At 36.0% G+C, this 24,287-nt stretch carries 21 protein-coding genes and 2 pseudogenes; 12 read left to right on the top strand and 11 right to left on the bottom strand.

Going from position 1 to position 24,287, the window contains the following annotated elements; translation table 11 throughout:
* Positions 1 to 327: 327 nt before the first annotated feature.
* The 3 genes from FJR38_RS17270 to FJR38_RS17260 form a co-directional block, all read right to left on the bottom strand.
* Positions 328 to 1,218, bottom strand: coding sequence for a DUF4922 domain-containing protein (locus FJR38_RS17270; RefSeq protein WP_168538414.1), 891 nt, complete (start codon positions 1,216 to 1,218; stop codon positions 328 to 330).
* A 191-nt stretch (positions 1,219 to 1,409) separates the two neighbouring features.
* Complete coding sequence (locus FJR38_RS17265) at positions 1,410 to 2,810, bottom strand: adenylate/guanylate cyclase domain-containing protein (RefSeq protein ID WP_168538412.1); 1,401 nt, start codon at positions 2,808 to 2,810, stop codon at positions 1,410 to 1,412.
* Positions 2,811 to 2,895: 85 nt separating this feature from the next.
* Positions 2,896 to 3,399 (bottom strand): pentapeptide repeat-containing protein, encoded by a 504-nt coding sequence (locus FJR38_RS17260; protein WP_168538410.1) that lies wholly within the window; start codon positions 3,397 to 3,399, stop codon positions 2,896 to 2,898.
* A 14-nt stretch (positions 3,400 to 3,413) separates the two neighbouring features.
* Here FJR38_RS17260 and FJR38_RS17255 point away from each other — a divergent pair, with 14 nt between their 5' ends.
* Positions 3,414 to 3,869: a YraN family protein gene (locus tag FJR38_RS17255; RefSeq protein WP_168538408.1), complete on the top strand. Its 456-nt coding sequence runs from the start codon at positions 3,414 to 3,416 to the stop codon at positions 3,867 to 3,869.
* Between the two features lie 91 nt (positions 3,870 to 3,960).
* Here the strand turns inward: FJR38_RS17255 and FJR38_RS17250 are convergent, their stop codons facing one another.
* Positions 3,961 to 4,350, bottom strand: coding sequence for a hypothetical protein (locus tag FJR38_RS17250; protein WP_168538666.1), 390 nt, complete (start codon positions 4,348 to 4,350; stop codon positions 3,961 to 3,963).
* A 294-nt stretch (positions 4,351 to 4,644) separates the two neighbouring features.
* Between FJR38_RS17250 and queA the strand changes: the two genes are divergently transcribed.
* Positions 4,645 to 5,763 (top strand): tRNA preQ1(34) S-adenosylmethionine ribosyltransferase-isomerase QueA, encoded by a 1,119-nt coding sequence (gene queA / locus FJR38_RS17245; RefSeq protein ID WP_168538406.1) that lies wholly within the window; start codon positions 4,645 to 4,647, stop codon positions 5,761 to 5,763.
* A gap of 85 nt (positions 5,764 to 5,848) precedes the next feature.
* The gene (locus FJR38_RS17240) at positions 5,849 to 6,961 is read left to right on the top strand and encodes a tetratricopeptide repeat protein (RefSeq protein WP_168491341.1); all 1,113 of its coding nucleotides are present in this window, start codon (positions 5,849 to 5,851) and stop codon (positions 6,959 to 6,961) included.
* Positions 6,962 to 7,008: 47 nt separating this feature from the next.
* Here FJR38_RS17240 and FJR38_RS17235 read toward each other — a convergent pair whose 3' ends face one another.
* Both FJR38_RS17235 and FJR38_RS17230 read right to left on the bottom strand, forming a co-directional pair.
* The gene (locus FJR38_RS17235) at positions 7,009 to 7,704 is read right to left on the bottom strand and encodes a TrkA family potassium uptake protein (protein WP_168491340.1); all 696 of its coding nucleotides are present in this window, start codon (positions 7,702 to 7,704) and stop codon (positions 7,009 to 7,011) included.
* Positions 7,705 to 7,740: 36 nt separating this feature from the next.
* Positions 7,741 to 9,075, bottom strand: a complete 1,335-nt coding sequence (locus FJR38_RS17230; RefSeq protein ID WP_168538404.1) for a TrkH family potassium uptake protein — start codon at positions 9,073 to 9,075, stop codon at positions 7,741 to 7,743.
* A gap of 205 nt (positions 9,076 to 9,280) precedes the next feature.
* On the opposite strand from FJR38_RS17230, the gene FJR38_RS17225 reads away from it, so the two are divergent.
* From FJR38_RS17225 to FJR38_RS17210, 4 genes and pseudogenes are all read left to right on the top strand, one after another.
* Positions 9,281 to 10,123, top strand: a complete 843-nt coding sequence (locus tag FJR38_RS17225; protein WP_168538402.1) for a methyltransferase domain-containing protein — start codon at positions 9,281 to 9,283, stop codon at positions 10,121 to 10,123.
* A 340-nt stretch (positions 10,124 to 10,463) separates the two neighbouring features.
* Positions 10,464 to 11,406: pseudogene (locus FJR38_RS17220) on the top strand (homogentisate phytyltransferase).
* Positions 11,407 to 11,410: 4 nt separating this feature from the next.
* Positions 11,411 to 11,881 (top strand): tetratricopeptide repeat protein, encoded by a 471-nt coding sequence (locus FJR38_RS17215; protein ID WP_168538400.1) that lies wholly within the window; start codon positions 11,411 to 11,413, stop codon positions 11,879 to 11,881.
* A gap of 578 nt (positions 11,882 to 12,459) precedes the next feature.
* Positions 12,460 to 13,317, top strand: a complete 858-nt coding sequence (locus FJR38_RS17210) for an SDR family NAD(P)-dependent oxidoreductase (protein ID WP_168538399.1) — start codon at positions 12,460 to 12,462, stop codon at positions 13,315 to 13,317.
* 39 nt (positions 13,318 to 13,356) lie between these two features.
* Here the strand turns inward: FJR38_RS17210 and FJR38_RS29365 are convergent, their stop codons facing one another.
* Together FJR38_RS29365 and FJR38_RS17200 are read right to left on the bottom strand one after the other, a co-directional pair.
* A complete protein-coding gene (locus FJR38_RS29365) occupies positions 13,357 to 13,875 on the bottom strand; it encodes a DUF2267 domain-containing protein (protein ID WP_217360035.1) in 519 nt (172 codons plus the stop codon).
* A gap of 628 nt (positions 13,876 to 14,503) precedes the next feature.
* The gene (locus FJR38_RS17200) at positions 14,504 to 15,010 is read right to left on the bottom strand and encodes a DUF1993 family protein (RefSeq protein WP_168538395.1); all 507 of its coding nucleotides are present in this window, start codon (positions 15,008 to 15,010) and stop codon (positions 14,504 to 14,506) included.
* A gap of 196 nt (positions 15,011 to 15,206) precedes the next feature.
* On the opposite strand from FJR38_RS17200, the gene FJR38_RS17195 reads away from it, so the two are divergent.
* Positions 15,207 to 15,650: a hypothetical protein gene (locus tag FJR38_RS17195; RefSeq protein WP_254449493.1), complete on the top strand. Its 444-nt coding sequence runs from the start codon at positions 15,207 to 15,209 to the stop codon at positions 15,648 to 15,650.
* A gap of 209 nt (positions 15,651 to 15,859) precedes the next feature.
* Here the strand turns inward: FJR38_RS17195 and FJR38_RS17190 are convergent, their stop codons facing one another.
* From FJR38_RS17190 to FJR38_RS17180, 3 genes are all read right to left on the bottom strand, one after another.
* Positions 15,860 to 16,168 (bottom strand): helix-turn-helix transcriptional regulator, encoded by a 309-nt coding sequence (locus tag FJR38_RS17190; RefSeq protein WP_168491330.1) that lies wholly within the window; start codon positions 16,166 to 16,168, stop codon positions 15,860 to 15,862.
* A gap of 484 nt (positions 16,169 to 16,652) precedes the next feature.
* Positions 16,653 to 18,353 (bottom strand): bifunctional serine/threonine-protein kinase/formylglycine-generating enzyme family protein, encoded by a 1,701-nt coding sequence (locus FJR38_RS17185; protein WP_168538393.1) that lies wholly within the window; start codon positions 18,351 to 18,353, stop codon positions 16,653 to 16,655.
* A gap of 68 nt (positions 18,354 to 18,421) precedes the next feature.
* Positions 18,422 to 18,757 (bottom strand): XisI protein, encoded by a 336-nt coding sequence (locus FJR38_RS17180; RefSeq protein WP_168538389.1) that lies wholly within the window; start codon positions 18,755 to 18,757, stop codon positions 18,422 to 18,424.
* Between the two features lie 92 nt (positions 18,758 to 18,849).
* Between FJR38_RS17180 and cobA the strand changes: the two are divergent.
* The 4 genes and pseudogenes from cobA (at position 18,850) to FJR38_RS17155 (ending at position 24,211) form a co-directional block, all read left to right on the top strand.
* A pseudogene (gene cobA / locus FJR38_RS29360) lies at positions 18,850 to 20,426 on the top strand (uroporphyrinogen-III C-methyltransferase).
* Positions 20,427 to 20,477: 51 nt separating this feature from the next.
* Complete coding sequence (gene coaE, locus FJR38_RS17165) at positions 20,478 to 21,068, top strand: dephospho-CoA kinase (RefSeq protein WP_168538383.1); 591 nt, start codon at positions 20,478 to 20,480, stop codon at positions 21,066 to 21,068.
* Between the two features lie 456 nt (positions 21,069 to 21,524).
* A complete protein-coding gene (locus tag FJR38_RS17160; protein ID WP_168538381.1) occupies positions 21,525 to 23,510 on the top strand; it encodes a hypothetical protein in 1,986 nt (661 codons plus the stop codon).
* A 44-nt stretch (positions 23,511 to 23,554) separates the two neighbouring features.
* The gene (locus FJR38_RS17155) at positions 23,555 to 24,211 is read left to right on the top strand and encodes an OmpA family protein (protein ID WP_168538379.1); all 657 of its coding nucleotides are present in this window, start codon (positions 23,555 to 23,557) and stop codon (positions 24,209 to 24,211) included.
* The last annotated feature ends 76 nt before the right edge of the window (positions 24,212 to 24,287 follow it).

Raw genomic sequence — 24,287 nt, 5'->3', positions numbered from 1 at the left:
TTTTGATGAAGGTTTCACGCAAAGGCGCAAAGGAAGAAATATAAGTAGTGAGACAGAATTAATTACACAATGTCATTGCGTTCGCGGAGCGTGGCGTTAGCCATATGGAAAGAAGTGGAATGAAGCAATCGCAAGGGTTGGGATTGCTTCGCTTCGCTCGCAATGACTGTAAATATTTTTGTCCAATTACTTATTAACTTAGATTGTAATCTAATACCAATTTTATGTGAGACTGCACAAAATCATGAAATCAATTAATTCATCCGCGTTTATCTGCGTTTATCTGCGGTCAATTATTCTTAACATCTTATTCTATGCAGCTTCATTTTAATTTTGTTGTTTAGGAAAAGCAACTTTGCTTAAAATGTTTATTGGTTTAATATCTTTGAGTAATTGCATTTGTTGTTGATTTTTTACTAATAATGCTCCTGCAAATCCTAGCGAATTGACAGAAATCGCCTCAAATTCTTCACATTTTCGAGGGACAATTAACATCCATTTTCGTGTAATTAAAAGATTATACGCTCCTGATTGGATATTATTTTCTAGAGGTTTAATTCCTACATTTTCTAGTAAGGTATGATATTTTTTTAAGGTTACTTCGGCACTTTCTCCACTATCAAAAGTAGTAAATGTGTGTAAAAAGGGAAATTCGGGAATAGTTCCCAGAGAATTTGCTAATTTTGTAGATTTGATAAGTGGTGAAATCGGTATATCTGTTTCTGCAAACGGGACAATTTGTAAATGTTTATGACGTTGACTTGCACCTGCAAGTTTACCACCATTATAAAATACTAAACCCTCAAATTCTTCTAAACAAGCCCACATAGCTGTAAAGTCTTCTAGGGTAAGTAAGCTTTCTTGTTCTGCAAAAGCACGGGTGATAATTAGTAAGTGATGATCAACCACATTAAATTTATTTAAAATACAAACATGGGTATGAGAAATATCTGTGACAAATAAATCTTCTTCGTAAGGTAAAAAGGGATTAAATTCTTTACCAGTTTGAGCAGCTTGTTGATCTTTTTTTTCTTTATCAGCTTTTTTGCGATTTATATTTTCTAAAATTCTGACAACAAATTTCACTCCTGCTTCTTCAACAATTTCTAACTCTGTAGGAATAGATTTTAAAGCCCCAGATTTTAAAGCCAGTTCTGTTGTTTTTTTAATCTTTGTCCATAAAGTACCTGGTTCAAGTAGGATTTTTTGCTGATTCATCTCTTTTAAATTTTACTTGATTAAAAATATAATTTGATTTTACTAGTCAGTATATCACAGGACTTACGCACAAGTCACGAAAGAACGAACCACGTTCGCGGAGCGTCCCGAAGGGATAGGAACGAAGGACACGAAGGAAAGAGGGTTTCAGAGATATTTTGCGTAAGTCCTATATTAGTTAAAATATAAAATCAAGCAATTAGAAAATAAGTAATTAATTCTCCTCTCCCCTTAACCTTAATCATGCCTCGTTCCTCTAATTTAAACTCATCTTTAATTAAAAAATAAGTAGTTTCGGAAACTTGGATTTTGCCGGGAATACCATGAGATTCCATGCGACTAGCTAGGTTTACTGCATCTCCCCATAAATCATAACTGAACTTTTTTAAGCCAATCACACCAGCCACTACAGAACCTGTATTAATGCCAATTCTGAGTTGAAAAGATTGACCTGTAGGGGTTTGAAATTTAGTAATTTCCTGCTGCATATCTAATGCCATTTTAGCGACGGCTACAGCATGATCTGGGTGGGGATTTGGTAAACCACCAACTACCATATAAGCATCACCAATAGTTTTGATTTTTTCCAAACCGTAAGTTTCTGCTAAACAGTCAAAACTGGAAAAAATCTGATTTAAAGAATTGACTAATTCAATAGGTGAGATTTGAGCCGCTAATTCTGTAAAGTTGACAAGATCAGCAAAAAGGATTGTCACTTCATCAAACCGATTAGCAATTGCGCTTTGTTGTTGTTTTAATTGTTGAGCTATTTCTGCGGGAAGAATGTTTAATAGCAAGCGTTCAGATTTTTCCTGTTCATTGCGTAAGGAAATTTCTACTTGTTGGCGATCGCGTATTTCTTGTCTAACTCTGGTAAACATTTGGTAAAATGCTAATATTACCTCTCCCATTTCATCTTCGCGTTTCTTGGACATAGTTAAAAAAACGGGATCATCACCATCTTGACTAATGGCTTCTCCAGCAATGATCAAATCATCTCGCAATTGTAAAATTGGTCTAATTACTGTTATTCCCAAAATTAATACAGTGGTTAAAGTCACAAAAACTGAGATGATAAATACCAACCCTGCTACCCTCAAGGAGAAAGCAAATAATTCCTCTTTCACTGGTGCAGAATTATGACGAATAATTAATATATATTTTCCCTCAAACATGGATGCAGACCAAGCTACATCATACCTTGTCCCATTTTGACTTTGTACCCGAATCATATGTGCTTGACCAAGATCATTGCATGAAGTAGTCGGTTTTTCGCCAAATGTTCCTACTAAATCTCCATTAGCTTGATACAATGCTCCACCTAAAATCACAGAACTAGGTTTGAGTTTTTGACTGATCATCTGAAGAATTTTCTGAGAATCTTCTCCCTTTTGAATACTGACAACAATGGAAGAAAGAACCTCACTAGAAACGTTCTCTAAATTGGTAAGTAATTCCTGTTCCCGACGAAAGTAAGAAGGTATTAAAATTGCGATTTCGACAACAACAATACTAGTAAATACCCAGCCAACTATATACCTTGATAGCTTTGCTTGAAAGAGTTTTAGGCAAATTTTTACCGGTTTGAGCATCCGCTATTTTCTCCAGTATGATTGAATTTGAGGAAAAGAGACTCTCGACTTTTTAAAGAAGTCGAGAATCTAGATATCAAATCATCTAAGGACAATCTAAAGTTTCTCTGGTATCCCTACCTGTTACAGGATTAGTGCCTTTAGCCAGTTTACATAGTTTCTTCTGTTCGTCTGTACGCAGTAATACATCGGTAAAATCTGTTCCCTCAACTATAGCACCATCAAATTTGGCGTTAGCGGCAAATGCACCTTCTAAAATGGCGTTGGTTAAATCGGTTTTAATCAAACGCGCTGCATCTAATGTAGCATTAGTTAAATTAGCTCCCCGCAAATTTGCTGATTCTAGATTGGCTGCAAAGAAACTAACACCACTTACATTAGCATTACTAAAATTGCTGTAGCGAAGATTTGCTTTAGTAAAGCTGGAATCTGTTAAATCACGTCCAGAAAAATCTGCTTGAACAAGAATTTCTTTGTTATATTCCAGTGCTAACGCTGTAGGTACGCTACCTATTGCTGTTATGGTAGAAATGATTGCCCAAAGTAATAAACTGAGTATACTTGCCCAATTTCGATTCTTAGTATTCATGATATTTTTGATAAATGGTTAATCCTTCTCCATCTAATTATGCAGAGATTGGCAACATAGGTGAAGAGCTAGTAGCTAAGTGGCTAAAATCTACAGGTTGGAAAATTCTGCACCGTCGCTTTTGCTGTCGTTGGGGAGAAATTGATATTATTGCTCAATACCAAGACACAATGGTGGCATTTATAGAAGTGAAAACCCGCAGTGTCGGTAATTGGGATGAAGGGGGGATTAATGCTATTACTCTCCAAAAACAGGCTAAACTGTGGCGGACAGCGGAAATATTTTTAGCTGAATATCCGGAAAAGGCTGACTATCCATGTCGCTTTGATGTCGCCTTGGTTCACTATGAACGCATATCAAAAGAGCTAGACAATAGGAAAATTATTGAGGAAGGATTTTTAGATAGTTTATCTACATCTGTATATAATTTTAAGCTGCGACAATACATTGAGGCAGCTTTTGGACAATAACAACGGTTAAGAAAGAATTATTTTTCACTTCATGACACTACGCAAATAATTTTGTTGCTGATAGCTTAATGTAAGCACTCTCTGGAATTCTTTAAGCCAGTGTTTCGGGACAATATCCTAAACCTCTAACAAACTGTTGGCGAAATGCTTCAATTTCTTCCCTTTCTGGGCTACCATGAGAAACAATTGCTACTTGATAACGACGCATTACGTCTACAGGAGCTTGTCCTGCTTCTAAACTCCAAAGTGCCATTTGCACTCTCGTTGGTGGTTGATAGCTAATTCCTAGTTCATTCAGAAAAGCCCGAAAATCGCCATCTTGTTGTTCTGAAACTGGTTGTGTAAATTTAATTCTGACTACCCAACCATCAATTTGATGAATTACAGTCACAAAGGAAACAGGAAACTCAGGTTTACCGTGTAAATGTTGAACAATTCTCAAGGTGAGACTGGCATTTGCTAGATAGTATAGGTATTCCATCATAATATTTCGGATCAAGGCTAGTTCTACCTCTCTATCTTCCTGAATAAAGTAGTGATCCCGGTAGGGTAAAAGCACCCGTCTTGCTATGGGGAGGTTTACCCAATCTGGGGAGCAGGGGAGCAGGGGAGCAGGGGAGCAGGGGAGCAGGGGAGCAGGGGAGCAGGGGGAGCAGGGGGAGCAGGGGAGCAGAGGAGCAGAGGAGCAGGGAGAATATTTTTTCTACTGACTACTGACTACTGACTACTGACTACTGACTACTGACAATTACCAATCACCAATTACCAAATTAATATGGAGCAAAAAATACTACAAGCTGTGAATTTAGATTGTTCATTATCTGGTTATGACTACCAACTTCCACCAGGACTAATTGCCCAAAACCCTGTTGTTCCTAGAGATAGTTCCCGGTTATTAGTTGTCAATTCTCCTGAAGCTGGTAAAACCATACCACCTCTACATCACATTTTCCATGATTTGCCGGGATTGCTCAAACCGGGGGATTTGTTGGTAATGAATAATACAAAAGTAATTCCCGCTCGTTTGTATGGCTGTAAGTCTACGGGTGCAGAGGTGGAGGTGTTGTTGTTGGAGGAACGACGGCATAATTGCTGGTTGGCTTTGGTAAAACCGGGTAAACGGTTTAAGGTGGGCAGTGAGATTATTTTTACAGCGGAGGAAGAGGGGAAAAAACAAATATTAAAAGCGACGGTGGTTGAATCAGATCCGGAAACAGGGGGGCGGTTATTACAGTTTGATTTACCGCCAGAAGTTCCTTTGGTACAGGTGTTAGGGAAATTTGGACAAATTCCTCTACCGCCTTATATTACGGCTTCGAGTGCGGCTGATGAACAGTATCAAACTGTGTATGCTCAGGAACAAGGAGCGATCGCTGCACCAACGGCAGGGTTACATTTCACACCAGAATTACTGGAGAAGTTGCGTAGTTGTGGCATTAATCAAGCTTTTATTACGCTCCATGTTGGTGTCGGTACTTTCCGTCCGGTGGAAGTAGAAGATGTTACTACCCACGCTATGCACGAAGAATGGATTGAAGTCCCTGCTGATACTGTGGAGCAAATTCGGGCTACTCAGTCGGCTGGAGGGCGAATTATTGCGGTGGGGACTACAGCGGTAAGAGCTTTGGAAGGTGCGGCGCAATTGGGAGATTTACAGCCCTTTGTGGGGAAAACAAATTTATTTATTTATCCCGGCTATGAATGGCGCGTTGTGCAGGGTTTAATCACCAATTTTCATTTACCCCGTTCTAGTTTATTGATGCTGGTTAGTGCTTTGATTGGTAGGACTAGATTACTAGATATTTACCAAGAAGCGATCGCCTCTAAATACCGCTTTTATTCCTTCGGTGATGCAATGGTGATCTTACCAGAAGGGAAAACTATAAAATTATAGTTTTCAATTGTCAATTATGAATTTTTGATGTAGTTATAGATAATCTAATTTGTATTAGATCAATATAACTAAAAGGTTGCAAACCATGTATCAAAAATATCATAAGCATCCGCATTTAGACGGAACTAAATCTGCATATAGACAGGCATTAGTGGGAGTTGTCTGTGCTTCGTCAGCATTTTTAATCTTGACTTTACCAGCAATTATTAATTCTTCCAGCAGCAAGCTGTTAGCAGAAACAGTTATTTCTCAAGATTTAGATGCAGCAATGTCTTTTCAACAGGGAGTAACTTTTTATAATCGTCAAAATTTTCAGGGTTCAGAAATGGCTTTTCGGAAAGCCTTACAGCGAGATCCTAATATTGGAGAAGCGCGGAATTATTTAGGTAATATTCTTTTACAGCAAAATCGGTTAGATTTAGCAATTCAAGAATATGGAGAAGCGATTAGATTGAATCCCAATTTGGGAGAAGCTTATTATAATTTGGGGGTGGCTTTACAAAAACAAGGACAAAAAGAAGCCGCTATTACCGCTTACCGTCAATCTTTAGTTGTCACTCCCACACTGGCTAATGCCCATTATAATTTAGGAGTTTTGTTGTATGAACAAGAACAGCGCCAAGATGCGATCGCTGCGTATGAACAAGCGATTAATTTAGATAGAAATCATGCAAATGCTTACTTTAATTTAGCCATTGTTCAACAACAAGAAGGTGAAATAGAATCAGCAATTTCTGCTTATCGTCAAGTCCTAAAAATAGCACCTGAAAATACTGTAGCTTACAATAATTTAGGTAGTCTTTTAGTAATTCAAGGCAAAACTGCCGAAGCAATTAATATTTATCAACAAGCAATCCGCCAAAATCCCAATAATGCTTCAGCTTACTATAACTTAGGAGTAACTTTATATAATCAAGGTGCTTTCAAGGAATCTGCTCAAGCATTTAGACGCGCTCGACAACAATATACAACTGAAGGAAATACTGAGCAAATTGCCAAAACTGAGCAATTAATAGAGCAAATTGCCCAAGTTTTAGCACCAAAACCATCGCCAGTCAATCAACCAAGTAGCGAAACAGCAATTACTACTCCACCTGTTGAACAAGCACCCGCAAATCTTCCCCCCATGGAAGAAGCACCTGCGAATACACCAACATTTGGAGAATCTACATTACCTGATTTGACACCAAAGAAATAGATAAAAAATCTCTAATAATTGTCAATTGTCAATTGTTAATTATTGCCTCAAATTGGTAAACGATTAATATCTTTATTGCAACCAATTACTACCATTGCAGAACCTTTTTCTAACCGTTTAGTTGGTTCGGGATTAATGATAAATTTACCATCATGACTTACCGCCAACATATTTAAACCATAACGGTTACGAAGTTGAAGTTCAGCAATGGTTTTCCCATTAAATTCATCAGGAACAATCAACTCAACAATACTATGATCTGTGTCAAGATCAAATCTGTCTAAAATGCCGGGTTTAGTAAGTGTACGTGCTAAAGCACAACCAGCTTCATATTCAGGAAACACGACATGATCTGCTCCCACTCTTTTTAATAATTTCTGGTGAACTTCACTTGAAGCTTTTGCAACTACGTGAGGTACACCACCTTCTTTTGCATTTAAGGTAGTGATAATACTTTCCTGAACGTAGTTACCAATAGCAACAATCACAGTATCAAATTCAAAAATTCCCGCTTCCTTTAGGGCTGCTGGTTCGGTTGAATCTAGTTGTAAAGCATGACCAACAATTTCTTCATTTAAAGCTTCAGAAACCCGTTTTTCGTCAATATCTGTAGCTAAAACTTGATATCCTAAATTATGGAGTGTTGAACAGACAGAGCGACCAAAACGCCCTAAGCCAATTACGGCAAATTGGTGGTTATCTTTACGTAAACTGCGAAGAAATTTTAATGATGAAAGATTCATATTCATAGTTTGTCAGTTGTTAGTTACTAAACCATTTTATCCAACAAGTAGATTTTCTTCGGGGTAGTGAATTCTCGTAGGACGAGGATCGCCTAGTATGGATGACATTAATAATAAAATACCAACTCGACCAACATACATTGTGAAAATTAATATTACTTTGGCTGCGGTAGAAACAGTAGCTGTAATCCCTGTGGAAAGACCTACTGTAGCAAAAGCTGATACTACTTCAAAAAGAATTTGAATGAAAGCTAAGTTGGGATCAGTAATACTAATTAAAATCGTGGCAATAATCACTGTAGCGAGTGAACCGAACACCACACCAACAGCTTTTAAAATTAATGAAATGGCAATTTTACGCTCATATAATAACACGTCTTCTTTGCCTTGAAGAATTGATTGTGTACAACTGGTAAGAACTCGTAAAGTAGTTGTTTTGATTCCTCCTCCCGTACCTCCAGGACTTGCACCAATAAACATGAGGGCAATGATAATGAATAATCCAGCATTAGTCATTTGACCAATATCAATGCTATTAAAACCAGCCGTTCTGGTAGTTACTGACTGAAACCACGCTACTAATAATTTTTCGAGTAAATTTAATTGCCCAAAGGTACTATCGTTTCTAACTTCTATAAAAAATATGGCAATTGTTCCTAAAACTAATAATATTAAAGTTGTACTAGTAGCAACTTTAAAATCAAGAGAAAATACTAAACAACTGGTTTTTTTAATAAGGCGATCGCGCAACCATAGATACATATCTAAAATCACCTGATAACCAATACCTCCAAAGATAATTAAACCGCTGATAGTTAGTGTTACCAAAGGAGAAGACTGATAACCAATTAAGCTATCTTTAAATAAGCTAAATCCAGCATTATTCCAAGCACTGATACTATGAAAAACTGCCAACCAAATTCCTTCTTGCCAACCTTTCTCAGGCACAAAGGCTGCCATTAATAAAAATATTCCCGTGATTTCAAAAAATAAGGTAGTCGCAATAATAGAACGGATAATTTGCGTACTCCCACTCATACCTGGGCGGTCTAAAGCTTGTTGAATTGCTACTTTTTGGCGAAGATCAAATCTTCTGCCAATTAACAAAATCAAAAATGTGGTAGTTGTCATATAACCTAAACCACCAATTTGTGCCAATAGTAAAATAAACAATTGACCTAAAAAAGAAAAATCACTACCAGTATCCACTACCGCTAAACCTGTGACACAAACCGCCGAAGTTGCCGTAAATAGTGCCACAATGGGATCATTCCAATCACCACTACTGGTAGAGAAAGGCATTGTCAAGAGAATTGCTCCCAATACAATGACAGCTACAAATCCCAAACAGATTGTCCTAGCAACAGTCATAAGTAATAAAGAATGAATAAACGTTGTATATGCAAGCCTTATCATCAGGCTATTTTGAATTTTCCCCAGGGTTTGGTATCTTCACAAGGTAGAATTAGTGAGTTATTCCCAGGCAAAAAAATATCCCTATCTAATTAGAAACATAGATGGTAGCCTACAAATAAGTTTTTTTTGAATTTCCTGTCATCTTTTTATTGATAAATTAATGAGTCAAATACTTTACAAGCAAATTCAGCAATTTTACGACGCTTCCTCCGGTTTATGGGAACAAATTTGGGGCGAACATATGCACCACGGTTATTATGGTGCAGATGGTAAACAGCTAAAAGAACGTCGTCAGGCACAAATTGATTTAATTGAAGAGTTGCTAAAGTGGGCAGATGTTAAAGGTGCTGAAAATATCCTTGATGTCGGCTGTGGCATCGGTGGTAGTTCTTTATACTTGGCTGAAAAGTTTGGGGGCAATGCCACGGGAATTACATTAAGTCCTGTACAAGCCGCTAGAGCTACCGAAAGGTCTTTAGCCATGAATTTGAGTCAAAAAACTAGATTCATGGTTGCCAATGCTCAGGAAATGCCCTTTGAGGATAATTCTTTTGATTTGGTGTGGTCACTGGAAAGCGGTGAACATATGCCAGATAAAACTAAGTTTTTGCAAGAGTGTTACCGCGTGTTAAAGCCGGGTGGGACTTTGATTATGGTAACTTGGTGTCATCGGCCGACGGATAAATCACCACTGACAGCGGATGAACAAAAGCACTTGGAGGATATTTACCGAGTCTATTGTTTACCTTATGTAATTTCTTTACCTGAGTATGAAGCGATCGCTCGGCAACTACCATTAAATCATATTCGCACGGCTGATTGGTCAACCGCTGTTGCTCCTTTTTGGAATGTGGTAATTGATTCGGCATTTACACCCCAAGCCTTTATAGGTTTATTAATGGCTGGTTGGAGTACAATTCAAGGGGCATTATCTCTAGGGTTAATGCGTCGAGGTTATGAAACTGGATTAGTTCGGTTTGGGTTATTGCGTGGGACAAAATAAGTAAAAGTCCAGGTTGAAAGTAATGAGGGTATTTCAGTTTGATTATAACTGGATGTTCTCATCTAACTAGGGTTTGCTGAAAAAGTTATCTGTGAGGGGAGGGAACAGGGAACAGGGAACAGGGAACAGTTTCAACTATCTGGATATCCTCAATTTCCCATATCCGACAAGGAAAAATGCAACTGTTTTGAGACACCATAAGCTAAAACCTTGCACTTGCTTGTTCTTGAAATCCGCGAAACCCCTATTAATAGACGGTTACAGCTTTATTCAGCAAGCCCTAACTAACAACCTTATAAGTCAAAAACCGTCAGGTGCAGAAAACAAAAAAGAGCAAAAGATGAATCAATTTTATAAACAAAGTTCTGCTATTTTTCCAGGAAGTTGGTTTTCAGCTTTTTGGAAATTTTCCCGTCCTCATACGATTATGGGGACAAGTTTAAGTGTTTTGGGTTTATATTTAATTACCCTTGGTGTCACTTCTACAAAATTTTCTAGTTTGCATATTAGTCAAATTTTAGCAACATGGATTGCTTGTATATGTGGCAATATTTATATTGTGGGGTTGAATCAATTAGAAGATATTGATATTGATAAGATCAATAAACCTGATTTACCTTTAGCGTCAGGAGCATTTACCAGAGGACAAGGACAGTTAATTGTTATTATTACTGGTATTGTCGCTTTAGCTGTAGCATGGCTAACTGGTCCATTTTTGTTAGGAATGGTAGTGATAAGTTTAGCAATTGGTACAGCTTATTCTTTACCACCAATTCGTTTAAAACAGTTTCCTTTTTGGGCTGCTTTATGTATTTTTTCAGTGCGGGGAACAGTTGTTAATTTAGGGTTATTTCTGCATTTTAATTGGTTGTTGCAGGGAAGCCAAGGGATTCCGGGTGCAGTCTGGGCTTTAACAGTGTTTATCTTGGTATTTACATTTGCGATCGCTATTTTCAAAGATATTCCTGATATGGAAGGCGATAGAGTTTACAATATCACAACTTTTACCCTCCAACTCGGACAACAAAAAGTATTTAGTCTCGCACTTTGGGTATTAACAATTTGTTATGTAGGCATGATTTTAGTAGCGTTATTCCGTCTTGCGGAAGTTAACACTATTTTTATCTTAATCACCCATACAGTAGCTTTAATTGTCATGTGGTGGCAAGGTAATGGTGTAGATTTACAAGACAAAAAAGCAATTACTAATTTCTACCAATTTATCTGGAAATTGTTTTTTATTGAATATCTAATTTTTTCCCATCTCCTGTTTATTAGCTTAAATTCATGTTAGAAACATTTTCCAACTCGTCTGATATTATAGCCATTTCTGTAGTCATTGTTGGTCTTGCTATTCTTGGTTATTTAAGTATCAAAACATTGATTACCTCTAATTTATTTCAGAAAGGAATCAATTTATATCAAGCCAAAGATTTTGAAAATGCCGAAATAGCTTTTAGAAAAGTTATTGCTATCAACTCTACTAATGATATGGTACGGTTGTTATTAGGAGATATTTTAAATCAAAAGGGACAAGTTGCCGAAGCAAAAGCGTTATTTTGTGAAGTAATTGATAGTAGTCCCAAAAATCCTGATGCTTATTTACGTTTAGCAAATATTCTCATGCAGCAAGAACAAGAAGTAGAAGCCAAAGCTAATTTAGTTCAAGCAAAAGAGTTATTGCAAAAACAGCGTCAACCAGAAAGAGCGAAAAAAGTCTCTCTTTTGTTAGATAAAATGACTGCTAAATTACAATAGATATCTCCTTGACACTCTCCGACCTAAAGGTGCGGAGATTCTTAAGACCTCACAGTCTTAATATTCTGTTTACACAGATTCCCAGGCTGACCACGTTTGCCTTGTAGGGCGTAATCATATCTCCTCAAGAGTGTTTTGGGCGTAGACTTTCCCCCAGTCCAGGGGTAGGTTTTTAAATCTTGTACTGATTAGAATATTTTAACATGGCTGAGTCCTTTAGGACTCATCTAGCTTTCATCCCCTGCCTAAAGTACGAAATACGCAACTGCGTTGCTGTTTCTCAGGGGTTTTCAGCATTTCCCTTATAAATTAAATATGCGTCACCGAGAACCCTTGTAGATGTCTAGTGATCAGGCATATTTGGAGATTGCTGCTTGAGTAAAATGCTCCTGAAAAAAGTATCAAAAATATCAATTGATGTGCTAACCATTCTGTCAATTGCTATAAATATTGTTAAAGATTCTGTCGCTTTTCTGTCCTGTTTTTCGAGCTTTCATTTGCATAACTTAGGAGTCAGCCATCTTATCGGCAATGTCTAACCTAAAAAGAGTGAAATCAATAGTCATCACAGAAAATTCATGGTTGCAGAAAATCAAAATACAGTAGTGGTTACAGGAGCTTCAACAGGAATCGGTCAGGCCTGTGCTTTGCTTTTAGACCAGTTGGGCTTCTCTGTTTTTGCTGGTGTGCGTCAAGAAGTGGATGCTCAAACACTTAAACAGAAAGGGTCTCAAAGACTGATGCCGATTTTTTTAGATGTGACTGATGCAGAGTCAATTGCATCTGCGGTTGATACAGTCACAAATGCAGTGGGTGGTGCTGGGATTTTAGGTTTAGTGAATAATGCCGGAATTGCCGTCCCTGGACCTTTGGAATTATTAGAAATTGCTGAATTTCAACAACAAATGCTGGTTAATGTCACTGGTCAATTAGCTGTAACACAAGCATTCCTGGGTCTATTACGCCAAAGTCGCGGTCGAATTGTCAATATGGGTTCTATTGCTGGTAGAAGCCCGACTCCGTACTTAGGAGCTTACAATGCGTCAAAATTTGCCCTTGTTGCACTCACTGATGTGATGCGGATGGAATTACGACCTTGGGGAATCTCGGTTTCCATTATTGAACCTGGTGCGATCGCTACTCCCATCTGGGAAAAGTCCCTAAGTCAATCGGAAATAGCACAGGATAATCTCCCGCAATCGGCACAAAATCTCTATGGTCAGTCCATGAATATTGTCCGTAAGAAAATGCAGATTCTCGCATCTGGGGGAATTTCTGCGGATATTGTCGCTCAGGCTGTTGTCCATGCGCTGACTGAAAAACAGCCAAAGACACGCTATCTCGTTGGCAAAGATGCCAAAATCGGAGCGATACTGAAGCATATTTTGCCGGATCATCTGCATGATCGGTTAATTTTATACTCAATGGGTTTGTAGATCACTTGGTACAGATAGGGATCATTGTGACATTATCTCTTATGCTTCTTCCCAGACTTGGCGAATTTTATCAGGTAGCCAGGTAGCAATTTCTTGAATTCGTTCTGGTGACAATTCGTCTTTAGTGGCTGAAAATACGGCTTTAACTACTTCTTTTGTGTCTACATTTGGTGGCATTCCCCCTTCATTTTCAACTCGAAATAAAAAGCGATCGCTATCAATTCCTCTAAAGATACCTGCCGGTTGTAAAGGTGGACGGACTCGACTTAAAAAGGCGACAATTGGGTTGGTATCATGCCATAAATCTGCAACTTCTAATTGCAGGGATTTATCTTTAGTTACTTCGGCTGGTTCATGCAGTTCTGCTTCTACTCTGTCCGCTGCTTCTGTTGTCATTAAATCGCGCATCACCCGGAAGACTACTTCAGTTATATCTCTGGCATCAAAAATATCTGGTAAGCCACTTTTTGCCATGACTTTCTCTAAAAAAGGCAAATTTTGATCAGCAATAGCCACTGATGGTTTTTCTGCTGATATTTGTGGAGGATTAGCTTCCATCTTGTTTAATAGCTGCTGTCCTTTTTCCGTCATTTCTGCTTTTTTAAAGGTAATCAAATGCGGTAATGGTCCATCCGATGCGCCCAGAGTATTAGCAATTCGCAAGTCAAATTCCTGGGGATGAATAAAATCAGGAACGTCTTCTTGATTGGCATAAGCATTACCTGTAAATTCAGCATTGATATAATGCTTTTGATTTAGGTAATCTAAATGTCCCAAAAATTCGGCTATTGTTATTTGATGACTGGGAAAATCAGCTTGATTAAAGTGAACTTCATGCATTCCTTTCCCAGTTTCGTTAATTTTCTTGAGTAAGGTGTAGGTAATATTGTCTCTGATAGTAATTGGCATAAGTCGCTTTCCTCCAATTCAAATCTCAACATCTAAATTAATTGTAGTAACCTAACCTAGATGTGATATTTATTTTAGTTTCCACTACTTGTAAAGTAATCAATTAATATATTGGTCTTCATCTATCACAAGAAACAAATATAAAATCAATAATTAATTCTCAAGAGTTATTTAGCAAGTAAAAACTTCAGAAAAAAATAGTACAATATGCTTGCAAGCAAATATTAATTGCACTTGCAAGCATCCCGACCGTACCCCTTTCTGAAACTATTGATAGTTAAGGATTACCAAGGAAATCTCGCTTACCCAGTTCTACACCACAATGTCTGAGAATGTCATAAGCAGTAGTGACATGAAAATAGACGTTAGGTAGAATAAAGTAAAGTAGATAGGGCAATCCCTCAAAATTCATGGTTTCTTTACCTACTGGTAGGGAAATTGACTTTTCCTCTGAGCCATCAATTTGCTCAGGTGTTAATGTTTCCAGATAAGCGATGGTTTTTTGAAGACGCGCAATAAGCTCAGGAAAGGTGGTTTCAGTGTCTTCCATCTGGGGGGCTTCCAATCCGGCCAGTCTAGCAGCACCTTTTCTAGCAACATCAGAAGCGATTTGAATTTGTCGCGCTAACGGCAACATATCAGGATAGAGTCGGCTAGTGATCAGTATTGATGGATCTATTTTCCTAGCTTCTGCGTGTGCAGCACCCTTTTCCAGAATTGCTATGAGATTATTGAGAGAGCGAATGATTGATGGAACTAAGGCTTGATACATGGAAATAGTCATAAGAATCTCTCCTAAAAGCAGGTCTCCAAGACTATTCTCTGTTGATAAGGGACAAAAAAGTTAATATCTGAGTAAAATCTGGTTTAGGGTTTTTTCAATAAATTAATTCAGTTAGCAGATATCAATCAATCACTAATAGTAATCCCTCCAAACATTTGGAGACAAAATATTAGATAATTAAAGAAACCAACAGTAAATGACAATGGATAATTTTTTGTTCTTGACCAGTGTATTCCCATCAGTTGATATTTTTGTAGGCTTGAAACCAGCTTTAAAAAGAAATACAAAAGGCAAAACAATTTTTACTTTTTCGGATGTTGATGACAATTTAATAGGTAGTCGAGTATTAAAAGAAGCAAGAGGTCTCAAAAGACTTGCAGTTCCTTCAATAACTCATAAAATACATATTAAATCATTCAATGAAGATTACTATCTTGTTGATGTCAAATTAATGATTGAAGACTGCATTAAAGATAAAATTGCCTGCGTGAAGAGAGATTATGGATTATCACCTGAAGAATATTATCAAGAAATCCTAAAAACTCGTGCAAAAGCAGCTTTAATTAAAGAGTCTGCTTTAAGAAGAATTGATGAGTTAAAATTTTCAGGTAGTGAGAAATTGGAAGTTAAAACTGATTAGATAAAACTAGCCTCTATCACTAAATATAGAGGCAGTAAATATCGCTATTATAATAAACCATACCGCGAAATTGTTCCATTATGTTGTATCCAAATTTTACCATCTTTGATATCAAAAATACGCAAACGAAGAGTTTTTCTTTTTAACCCATTGTAGGGGTTTAGCAAAAAATCAAATCCTGGATATCCTGATTCACACATTCATCAATTTTACCTACTACTAGCAGTTATGGGTATCATATCAATTATCACTTTTTGATTAAGGACATGAGCTATTTTTTGCAACATTGATAATGAATGTCCCTCATAATTAGCATCTTCTAATCTAGCAATTACAGGCTGTTTTGTTCCCATAAGTTCTGCTAGTTGTTTCTGGGTTAAACCTGCTTTGGTTCTAGCTGCATAAATTAGTTGTGCGACTTCTGCATTGATAGATTCTTCGGCTATCATTGCTTCTAATTCAATATCGTTACCAGTCATTTTGTCAAGGATTTTAATTGCATTATTACTCTTGGTCATTTTCAACTTCCTCTATATAGGTGTGACTTTCTGGGTTCTATGCAAATAAACTCTTTCTATAGCTTTTTCGGCGTTGCTGATAGCCTGCGTGGCGATAGCCATATTGAGGTATGAAATTCCTAAATTGAATCTTTAAAACTCTTACCTTTGCGTCTTTGCGCCTTTGCGTGAGACTAAAATTCATACCCTTAATCAGCAACGCCCAATATTGCTATAATACAGCAGCCAGAGTTGTTTATTTTTTAATTAATATCTCCACTGTCAGAATCAGGATACTCAGGATTAAAGGATTTTCAGGATTTTTATTTGATTAACTATCATATATTTTCAGATTCATTTAAAAATCATATCTTTCCTACATCATAATTCAGGTAACATCCAAAAATCCTCACATTCCAAAAAATCAAACTTCACACAAAATCCTGTTAATCCTCAAATCCTGGATATCCTGATTCTGACAAAAAAGCAAAAATATAAAAAGCTATTAACTAACCACCATACCCGTACAAACAACTCGAAATCCAACATCACTACTATTTTTGTCGAAAAAGTCTTTATTGCGATAAGCACAAGAGCAATTTTCAGTATTACTCAACCAAGCACCACCACGAATCATTTTTATATTACCACGAGTAATCCAAGGGCTACCATTTATAGGCGGGTTATTTTTATATTCATACCAACCATCTTCACACCACTCCCATACATTTCCGTGCATATCATACAAACCAAAGGTGTTAGGAGGAAATTTTCCTACATCTGTAGTTTGTCTGTACTTGCCATTATAATTCACTAAAACATTAGTAATAGTATCACCGAAGAAATAGGTAGTTTTTGTTCCAGCCCTACAACCATATTCCCATTCAGATTCACTGGGTAAACGATATACTTTACCTGTGACTTTACTGAGTCTAGCGCAAAATTCCTTTGCGTCATGCCATGATACTCTTTCAACTGGAAGATTTGCTCCTTTGAAGCATGAAGGTTTAGGATGTAAATTAATATTGACTTTTGGTAAAAATGCTACCCTTTCCCATTGTGCTTGAGTAACAGGGTATTTTCCCATGTAAAATGGTGAAATTGTAACTTGATGTTGGGGTTTTTCATAATAATCTCCTTCTCCTTCTGGAGAACCCATGAGGAATTTTCCCCCAGGTATTGCTACCATTTCTAAAATTACTCCATATCCTAAATTTTCGTTTTGTGTAGAAGAAATTGCTGGGTTCAATTTTGAGGAAATAGTATTTCGGATAAACCTCTGCAAAGAAATAGAAGAATTTTGTGTTTGCGCTGGTATTGAAACTTCCTGTTTTTCCAATACTCCTAAAACCTCATTTGCAGACTGAAACCGATTAACTGGAATGTCTTGCAACATCTTATCAAAAACTATTTCTAACTCCTGACTCACAGAAACATATTGTTTCCATATCCACTGCATTCTCATAGAATCAAAAAGTGCATCAGAATCATCAGCGTTTTGGAAACATCCCGTTAATAACCGAATACAAGTAACAGCTAAACTATAAAGATCACTATTCGGAAAAACCATCCCGCGAAATTGTTCCGGTGGTGCATATCCCGGCGTTCCTGTAATCGTCCCAACTCTAGTCAGAACTCTTCCCCCAACTTCCTTAGAAACTCCAAAATCAATTAGGAATAAAGCGCCATTTTGAGAACTTCTAATAATATTTTCTGGTTTAATATCTCTATGAATGACCTTGTTATCATGGACAAATTGTAAAATAGGTAATAATTCAACTAATATCTGTTTAACTTCCGATTCGCTGAATTTTCCTTTTTGTTCTAATTCATCTAAGAGATTTTTACCTTCAATAAATTCCTGAATTAAATATAATCTTCCTTCTTGGGGAAAGAAAGCCAGTAAATCAGGAATATGTGAATGTTTCCCTAAATCTCGCAGTCGAAAAGCTTGTTGTTTAAATAACTCCGTCGCTTTTTCTAAAGCCGCACTTCCCGACTGTTGGGGTAAAAATTGCTTAATTACACAGGGAGTATCTAATCTTTGTTCGTCTACTGCTAAAAAGGTTCTCCCAAAGCCACCTTCACCAATAACCCGTACACCACGATACCGTTCTTGCAATACCAGTTTACTCCCACAACGTTGACAAAATATCGTCTTCGGTGGATTTTGCTGTAGACAGTCGGGGTTAAGACACTGACTCATAAATGCTCGTTGGGGTTAATTATCTCAGTATAATTATACAATATTGTCTATTTTTACCCCAAACCTAATTAACTCACCGCAAAATCACTATATTTTCTTCTAGTTGGTGAATGAAATGCTAAAACAATATCTTGTTTTGGTACTCCTAATTCTAATAAATCTTGAGCAATTCTTCTTTCAGTTCCATTATGTTGTATCCAAATTTTACCATCTTTGATATCAATATGTAGCATGATTCCATAAATGCGTTTTTCTCCATTCCATCCCACAGTCATTAATTGATAATGATTATGTTCTTTATCAAGAATTACCTGTAATTCTACATCTCCATAGGATGGTTTATATTGACTATATTCTTGGAGAATACTTTCAATATAATGTTGATATCTTTCTAATTTATCCATGTATAGTCTTGTAAAGACTTCATAAGAATTATATCATGTTTGAGTAACTTTATTATAATATAACAACCTTTATTGAGGAGTAATTACTGAAAATGATTACAAAAATGGGTAAAGTTTATCTTGTTGGTGCTGGTCCTGGAGATGTGGAATATTTAACAGTTAAAGCCTATCGTCTTTTAGGAACTGCTCAAGTATTGGTGTATGATGCTTTAGTTGATAGTCAATTATTAGATTGTGTCCCCGCTGATTGTTTAAAAATAGATGTTGGTAAACGTGGTGGTAAACCCAGCACTTCCCAAATGGAAATTAACGATTTACTGGTAAAATATTGTTTAGAAGGAAAACAAGTTATTAGACTAAAATCAGGAGATCCTTTTATATTTGGTCGCTGTATTTTAGAAATTGAAGCTTTAAAAAAAGCAGGGTGTGAATTTGAAACCATTCCCGGAATTTCCTCCGCATTAGCCGCACCATTATTAGCCGGAATTCCCCTCACAGATAACGTTCTTAGTCGTTGTTTTGCAGTCTGTACAGCCCATGAACCAGAAACTTTAAACTGGGAAGCATTAGCAAGCTTAGAAACCTTAGTAATTTTGATGGGAGGAAAAAATTTACCAGAAATAATCCATCAACTGATAAAATATAGAAAATCCTATTCTACACCCATTGCTATCATCCGTTGGGCTGGAACACCAAACCAACAAATCTGGACAGGAGAACTGGGAAATATCCTCCAACAAACCGCTGGTTTATCTCTCTCTCCCGCAGTCATAGTCATTGGTGAAGTTGTGCGATTACGCGATTACCTGTAATCTAAAAAATCTCTTCTTTGCGTCTTTGCGCGAAACCAAAAATTATTAATGCAACAACCGTGAATTATAATCTTTCTCCCCTTGCTGGTAAAACCATCTTAGTTACCCGTTCCGTGGGACAATCAAATCAATTGAGCGATCGCTTAACGGCAGCAGGTGCTAATGTAATAGAAATGCCAGCTTTAGAAATTGGACCCCCTAGCAGTTGGGAAGCTTTAGATCAAGCGATTTCGGATTTATCATCTTTCAATTGGCTAATTCTCACTTCTAGTAATGGTGTAGAATACTTTTTTAGTAGATTAGAAAAATCTGGTCAAAATAAAAGTGCTTTAGCTAATGTAAAAATTGCCGTGGTTGGTGAAAAAACAGCCCAAAGTTTGCAAAAACAAAATATTCAACCGGATTTTATTCCTCCTAATTTTGTTGCTGATTCTTTAGTTGAAAACTTTCCCGAATCACTAACAGGTAAAAAGATATTATTTCCCAGAGTTGAAACTGGTGGAAGAGAAGTATTAGTTAAAGAGTTAACCGCGAAAGGTGCAGAAGTAATTGAAGTTCCTGCTTATGAATCTTGCTGTCCTCAAAGTATCCCTGCTGCGGCTGAATATGCCTTGGTTAATAATACCATAGATATCATTACCTTTGCTAGTTCTAAAACAGTGCAATTTTTCTCGCAATTAACAGCGCATATATTTACATATAACGCGGAAAATTTAGCTAGAGTTTGTATCGCTTCTATTGGTCCCCAAACTTCAAAAACTTGTCGTTCTGTCTTTGGAAGGGTGGACATTGAAGCGGAAGAATATACTTTGGAAGGTTTAACAAATGCTATAATTAAATATTTAATAAAGGAATAACGAACCACAGAGGCACAGAGAACACAGAGAAAGAAATGTATTTAATCACTAATGACTAAAAATTTAATTGGTTTAACTGGTGGGATTGCGACTGGTAAAAGTACCGTTGCGAATTATTTAGCTACTGTTTACAATTTGCCGATTTTAGATGCAGATATTTATGCGAGAGATGCGGTATCTGTCGGTTCTCCTATTCTGTCAAAAATTGCTGAAAAATATGGTACAGAAGTCATATTAAATGATGGTAATTTAAATAGAGCCAAATTAGGAGAAATCATTTTTAATCAACCAGAAGAACGTGATTGGGTAGAAAGTGTAATTCATCCTTATGTGAGAAATTGTTTTGATCAAGCTATTAAAGAATCATCAGCAAATACCTTAATTTTAGTAATTCCCCTATTATTTGAAGCTAACTTAGAAAGCCTAGTTAATCAAATTTGGGTTGTATCTTGTTCAGCACAACAGCAACAACAACGATTAATAGAAAGAAATAATTTAACACCAGAACAAGCAGCAGCAAGAATTAACAGCCAATTACCTATAGCTGAAAAAATCGCCCGTGCTGACGTAATTCTAGATAATTCCTCAACCCTAGAATCACTATTACAACAAATAGATATAGTGGTAAAAAATCTTGTCTAGAAACCCTCTTTCTTCAATACTCGACTCCGCGGAGAAGTGGGGTAATTTTATTCTTTTTGCATCTTGACTTGTCAAAATGTATAGGTTTATTGTTTAATATTTTAAAAAGAGTCTTTGCATATAAAATCCAGTATAAGTATTTTTACTTATAAAATGTTCTATTGTATAAATAGAGTAATTACGGTTAACATTTGTATAGAATGTGATAAAATTTAGATCATATTAGATTAGTCTAGATTAGACAGCGTAAGGAATAACTACATAGTTTTTAAAGGAAGGTATATCTAAAAAGGATATTGCTTTGGCTTTTAATAATCAAGTAACTCGGAAGTTAACTGATTTATGTTGGCTGGATATTGTGGTGATTATAAGATTTGATCACGTCATTTAATTGATCAAACCTTATGTAAAATATATTTATTTTTTGTTATCAAAAATTACAGGGTGTAAGAAAATATGCAAGGAATTTCTATGGTTTTTTACGCTGCGATCACTATAATTTTTATAGTAGCGGTATGTTGGGAATCATTCACAGTTATAAAACACTGGAATCAATCTAATGGTGATAAAAAAGCTATTAAACATTTATCAGGAAAGAAAAGCAAGATAAATAAAAATGATTTAGAATCATGGATTAATGAACATCTAGAAACATCAAAACCCATTAATGGCAAATATATACTCAAGCAATATCCAGAAATTTTAACTCATTCTACTCGCAGTAATTTACGTTTTGTAGGTACGTTGTGTACATCTATTGGTGTCTTAGGAACATTTTATGGTATTCAAGCAGGAATAGGAGGTATTCCCCTAAATGATCTTAATAATACACAGTCTTTAATGTCAGGAGTTGCAGGGTTATTAGAAGGAATGAAAACTGCATTTTCTACTTCTCTAATGGGATTAGGATCTGGAAGTTTATTTACTATTTTCCTATTTATAACAGACTCAATTAGACAATCACAACATGATCAAATTAGCAGAGGTTTACATAGAATTACTGTTACAGGAAAAAATGGACGTGATGATGCAGCTAATAGTCTAAAAGAAATAGCTGAAAGCTTTAAAAATTTTGATTTCCAAGCTAATTTAAGAGGATCTCAAGCATTACAAAAAGTAGCTCAAAACCTTGATGCCAAAATTATTGGCACAGAAGTAGGAAATGCTGTTAGTAGTCAATTAGATAGGATAATTCAAACCAGATTAACACCTGTATTTAATAATATTGCTACTTCTCAAGAAACACTAAATCAAATTACCACTGTTCAAAGAGATGTACTGGAAAATTTGATTAGTGAAATGAAAAATCAATTAATTATGCCAGTAGTTGAAAGATTAGATCAAAGTGCAACTTTAACTCAAGAAGCATCAAAATCTGTTACTAAATTAAATGATGAGTTAGGCGGAATTTCTGAAAAGTTAGCTAATTCAATTGTCACAATTCAGCAGTTTCAACAAGAGACATTAGGAGAATTAAATAAATTTGCTAATAGTTTGAAAACTACTTTACATGATTTTCAAACAGATACCACAGGAGTTTTAGAAACAACAGGTATTGCAATTAGTAATGCAGTAGAAAAAAGTATTGAAGGAATGGAATCGCAACGTCAAGCATTTGAAGAAAGTGCAGAACAAGCTGCAAATACATTTACAGGTATTCGAGAAAACTTAGAACAATCTTTAACAACTCAATCTGAACAACAAAAATTAATGTTACAGAGAGTTTATTCTGTATTTTCAAGAATACTAAATCAAGCCAATGAAAATTTCACAGTGCAGACACAAACACTAGAAACTGTTGGTAGAGAAGCATCACAATTAATGAATAATGCTAAGGATAACTTAGAAAGTACATTAACTAATATTGATGAAACTTTGCAAAATACCCGTGTAACAGTACAAAATGAATTACAAACATTTAGAATCCAGTATCAAGACAGTTTAACTCAATTTTTTAATGATCAAAATCAATTACTAGAAAGTACATTAGGAACACAACGAGATGCTTTATCAGAAGTTGTTAATGATTTACGCAATGCTTTTGCAGAAGAAACCCAACGTAGACAATCATTAATGAGGGATTTAAGTAATACTATGAATCAAGTTCAAAGAGGTATTAATGAAATTGATCAAGTAAGTATTGCTATGCAAAACAGAATTAGAGATATACAACAATTAACTGCCGCCATGGGGTTAAACTCAGGAGAAAGATTAACTCAATTACAAGAGTTATCTCGGAATGTTGGTACAGCAACTCAAGAATTTAATCTTCTTCTTCACGGTTGGGAAAATCATCTTAATAACTATATAGATACTTCAACAAAATGGCAAACTAAATTCTTTAATGAAGCTGATGAATCAATGTCAAAAGTATGTAATGGTTTACTAGAAACTGCTAATGTTTTAGTCACAATTGAAAATAATCGTCGAATTAATGAATAATAAATTTTTCAGTAATCAAATTATATACTTAGGTAAATTATCTCATGCTAAATCCTTTAGAATTTCAAAATAATCACAATAATCAAGATGAAGAAAGTTCTGCAACTTATCTTTCTATTGGTGATTTAATGTCAGGCTTACTAATGTTTTTTGCTCTGCTTTTTATTACTGCTTTAGTTCAATTGAATGAAGCTCAAAAAGATATTACCAGAATTTTAATAGGTGAATTAGAAGGTCAACTAAAAGCGAATAATATTAAAGCCTCAATTGACCCAAATACTGGTGATATCAGCTTGAGAGATAACATACTATTTGAAACTAATAGTGCTAAATTAAATCCTCAAGGTGAAAAAACATTACAAAAACTGATACCAGTTTATAGCAAAGTAATTTTTGAAACTCCGAGAGTTAAAGATCAAGTTGAACGAGTAATTATTGAAGGTCATACCAGTGCTTATGGTAAGTCTGATTTTAATATGCAATTAAGTTTGATGAGAGCATGGGAAGTTTCTAAATATACTTTATATAAAATGCCATTTTCTAATAAATCTCATAAATCACAATTAGAGAAAAAAATCATGGTAGTAGGGAGAGGTGAAAATGATGCAAAACAAGGAGATTTATCAACAGATAGAAAAGTAGTATTTCGGATTCAATTTAAAGGACAAGATTTAGGTCAGTTAAATACAGGAAAAAAGTAAAAGGTTATGCTTAATAGAAATCTCAGTGAAATTACTATACCTGATTATAAACCTCATAGGTTAATTGCTCTTGCTG

The organism is Anabaena sp. UHCC 0253 (genome assembly GCF_009712085.1).
Lineage (GTDB): Bacteria > Cyanobacteriota > Cyanobacteriia > Cyanobacteriales > Nostocaceae > Dolichospermum.
This window is presented reverse-complemented; position numbering and strand designations above follow the sequence as displayed.

Coding starts and splice junctions, on each gene's coding strand:
- FJR38_RS17265 (WP_168538412.1), bottom strand. CDS start 2,810: ATGCTCAAACCGGTAAAAATTTGCCTAAAACTCTTTCAAGCAAAGCTA.
- FJR38_RS17235 (WP_168491340.1), bottom strand. CDS start 7,704: ATGAATCTTTCATCATTAAAATTTCTTCGCAGTTTACGTAAAGATAAC.
- FJR38_RS17215 (WP_168538400.1), top strand. CDS start 11,411: ATGTTAGAAACATTTTCCAACTCGTCTGATATTATAGCCATTTCTGTA.
- FJR38_RS17190 (WP_168491330.1), bottom strand. CDS start 16,168: ATGACCAAGAGTAATAATGCAATTAAAATCCTTGACAAAATGACTGGT.
- FJR38_RS17230 (WP_168538404.1), bottom strand. CDS start 9,075: ATGACTGTTGCTAGGACAATCTGTTTGGGATTTGTAGCTGTCATTGTA.
- FJR38_RS17185 (WP_168538393.1), bottom strand. CDS start 18,353: ATGAGTCAGTGTCTTAACCCCGACTGTCTACAGCAAAATCCACCGAAG.
- coaE (WP_168538383.1), top strand. CDS start 20,478: ATGACTAAAAATTTAATTGGTTTAACTGGTGGGATTGCGACTGGTAAA.
- FJR38_RS17210 (WP_168538399.1), top strand. CDS start 12,460: ATGGTTGCAGAAAATCAAAATACAGTAGTGGTTACAGGAGCTTCAACA.
- FJR38_RS17255 (WP_168538408.1), top strand. CDS start 3,414: ATGGTTAATCCTTCTCCATCTAATTATGCAGAGATTGGCAACATAGGT.
- FJR38_RS17180 (WP_168538389.1), bottom strand. CDS start 18,757: ATGGATAAATTAGAAAGATATCAACATTATATTGAAAGTATTCTCCAA.
- FJR38_RS17195 (WP_254449493.1), top strand. CDS start 15,207: ATGACAATGGATAATTTTTTGTTCTTGACCAGTGTATTCCCATCAGTT.
- FJR38_RS17240 (WP_168491341.1), top strand. CDS start 5,849: ATGTATCAAAAATATCATAAGCATCCGCATTTAGACGGAACTAAATCT.
- FJR38_RS17200 (WP_168538395.1), bottom strand. CDS start 15,010: ATGACTATTTCCATGTATCAAGCCTTAGTTCCATCAATCATTCGCTCT.
- FJR38_RS17225 (WP_168538402.1), top strand. CDS start 9,281: ATGAGTCAAATACTTTACAAGCAAATTCAGCAATTTTACGACGCTTCC.
- queA (WP_168538406.1), top strand. CDS start 4,645: ATGGAGCAAAAAATACTACAAGCTGTGAATTTAGATTGTTCATTATCT.
- FJR38_RS17260 (WP_168538410.1), bottom strand. CDS start 3,399: ATGAATACTAAGAATCGAAATTGGGCAAGTATACTCAGTTTATTACTT.
- FJR38_RS17250 (WP_168538666.1), bottom strand. CDS start 4,350: ATGGAATACCTATACTATCTAGCAAATGCCAGTCTCACCTTGAGAATT.
- FJR38_RS17160 (WP_168538381.1), top strand. CDS start 21,525: ATGCAAGGAATTTCTATGGTTTTTTACGCTGCGATCACTATAATTTTT.
- FJR38_RS29365 (WP_217360035.1), bottom strand. CDS start 13,875: ATGGAAGCTAATCCTCCACAAATATCAGCAGAAAAACCATCAGTGGCT.
- FJR38_RS17155 (WP_168538379.1), top strand. CDS start 23,555: ATGCTAAATCCTTTAGAATTTCAAAATAATCACAATAATCAAGATGAA.
- FJR38_RS17270 (WP_168538414.1), bottom strand. CDS start 1,218: ATGAATCAGCAAAAAATCCTACTTGAACCAGGTACTTTATGGACAAAG.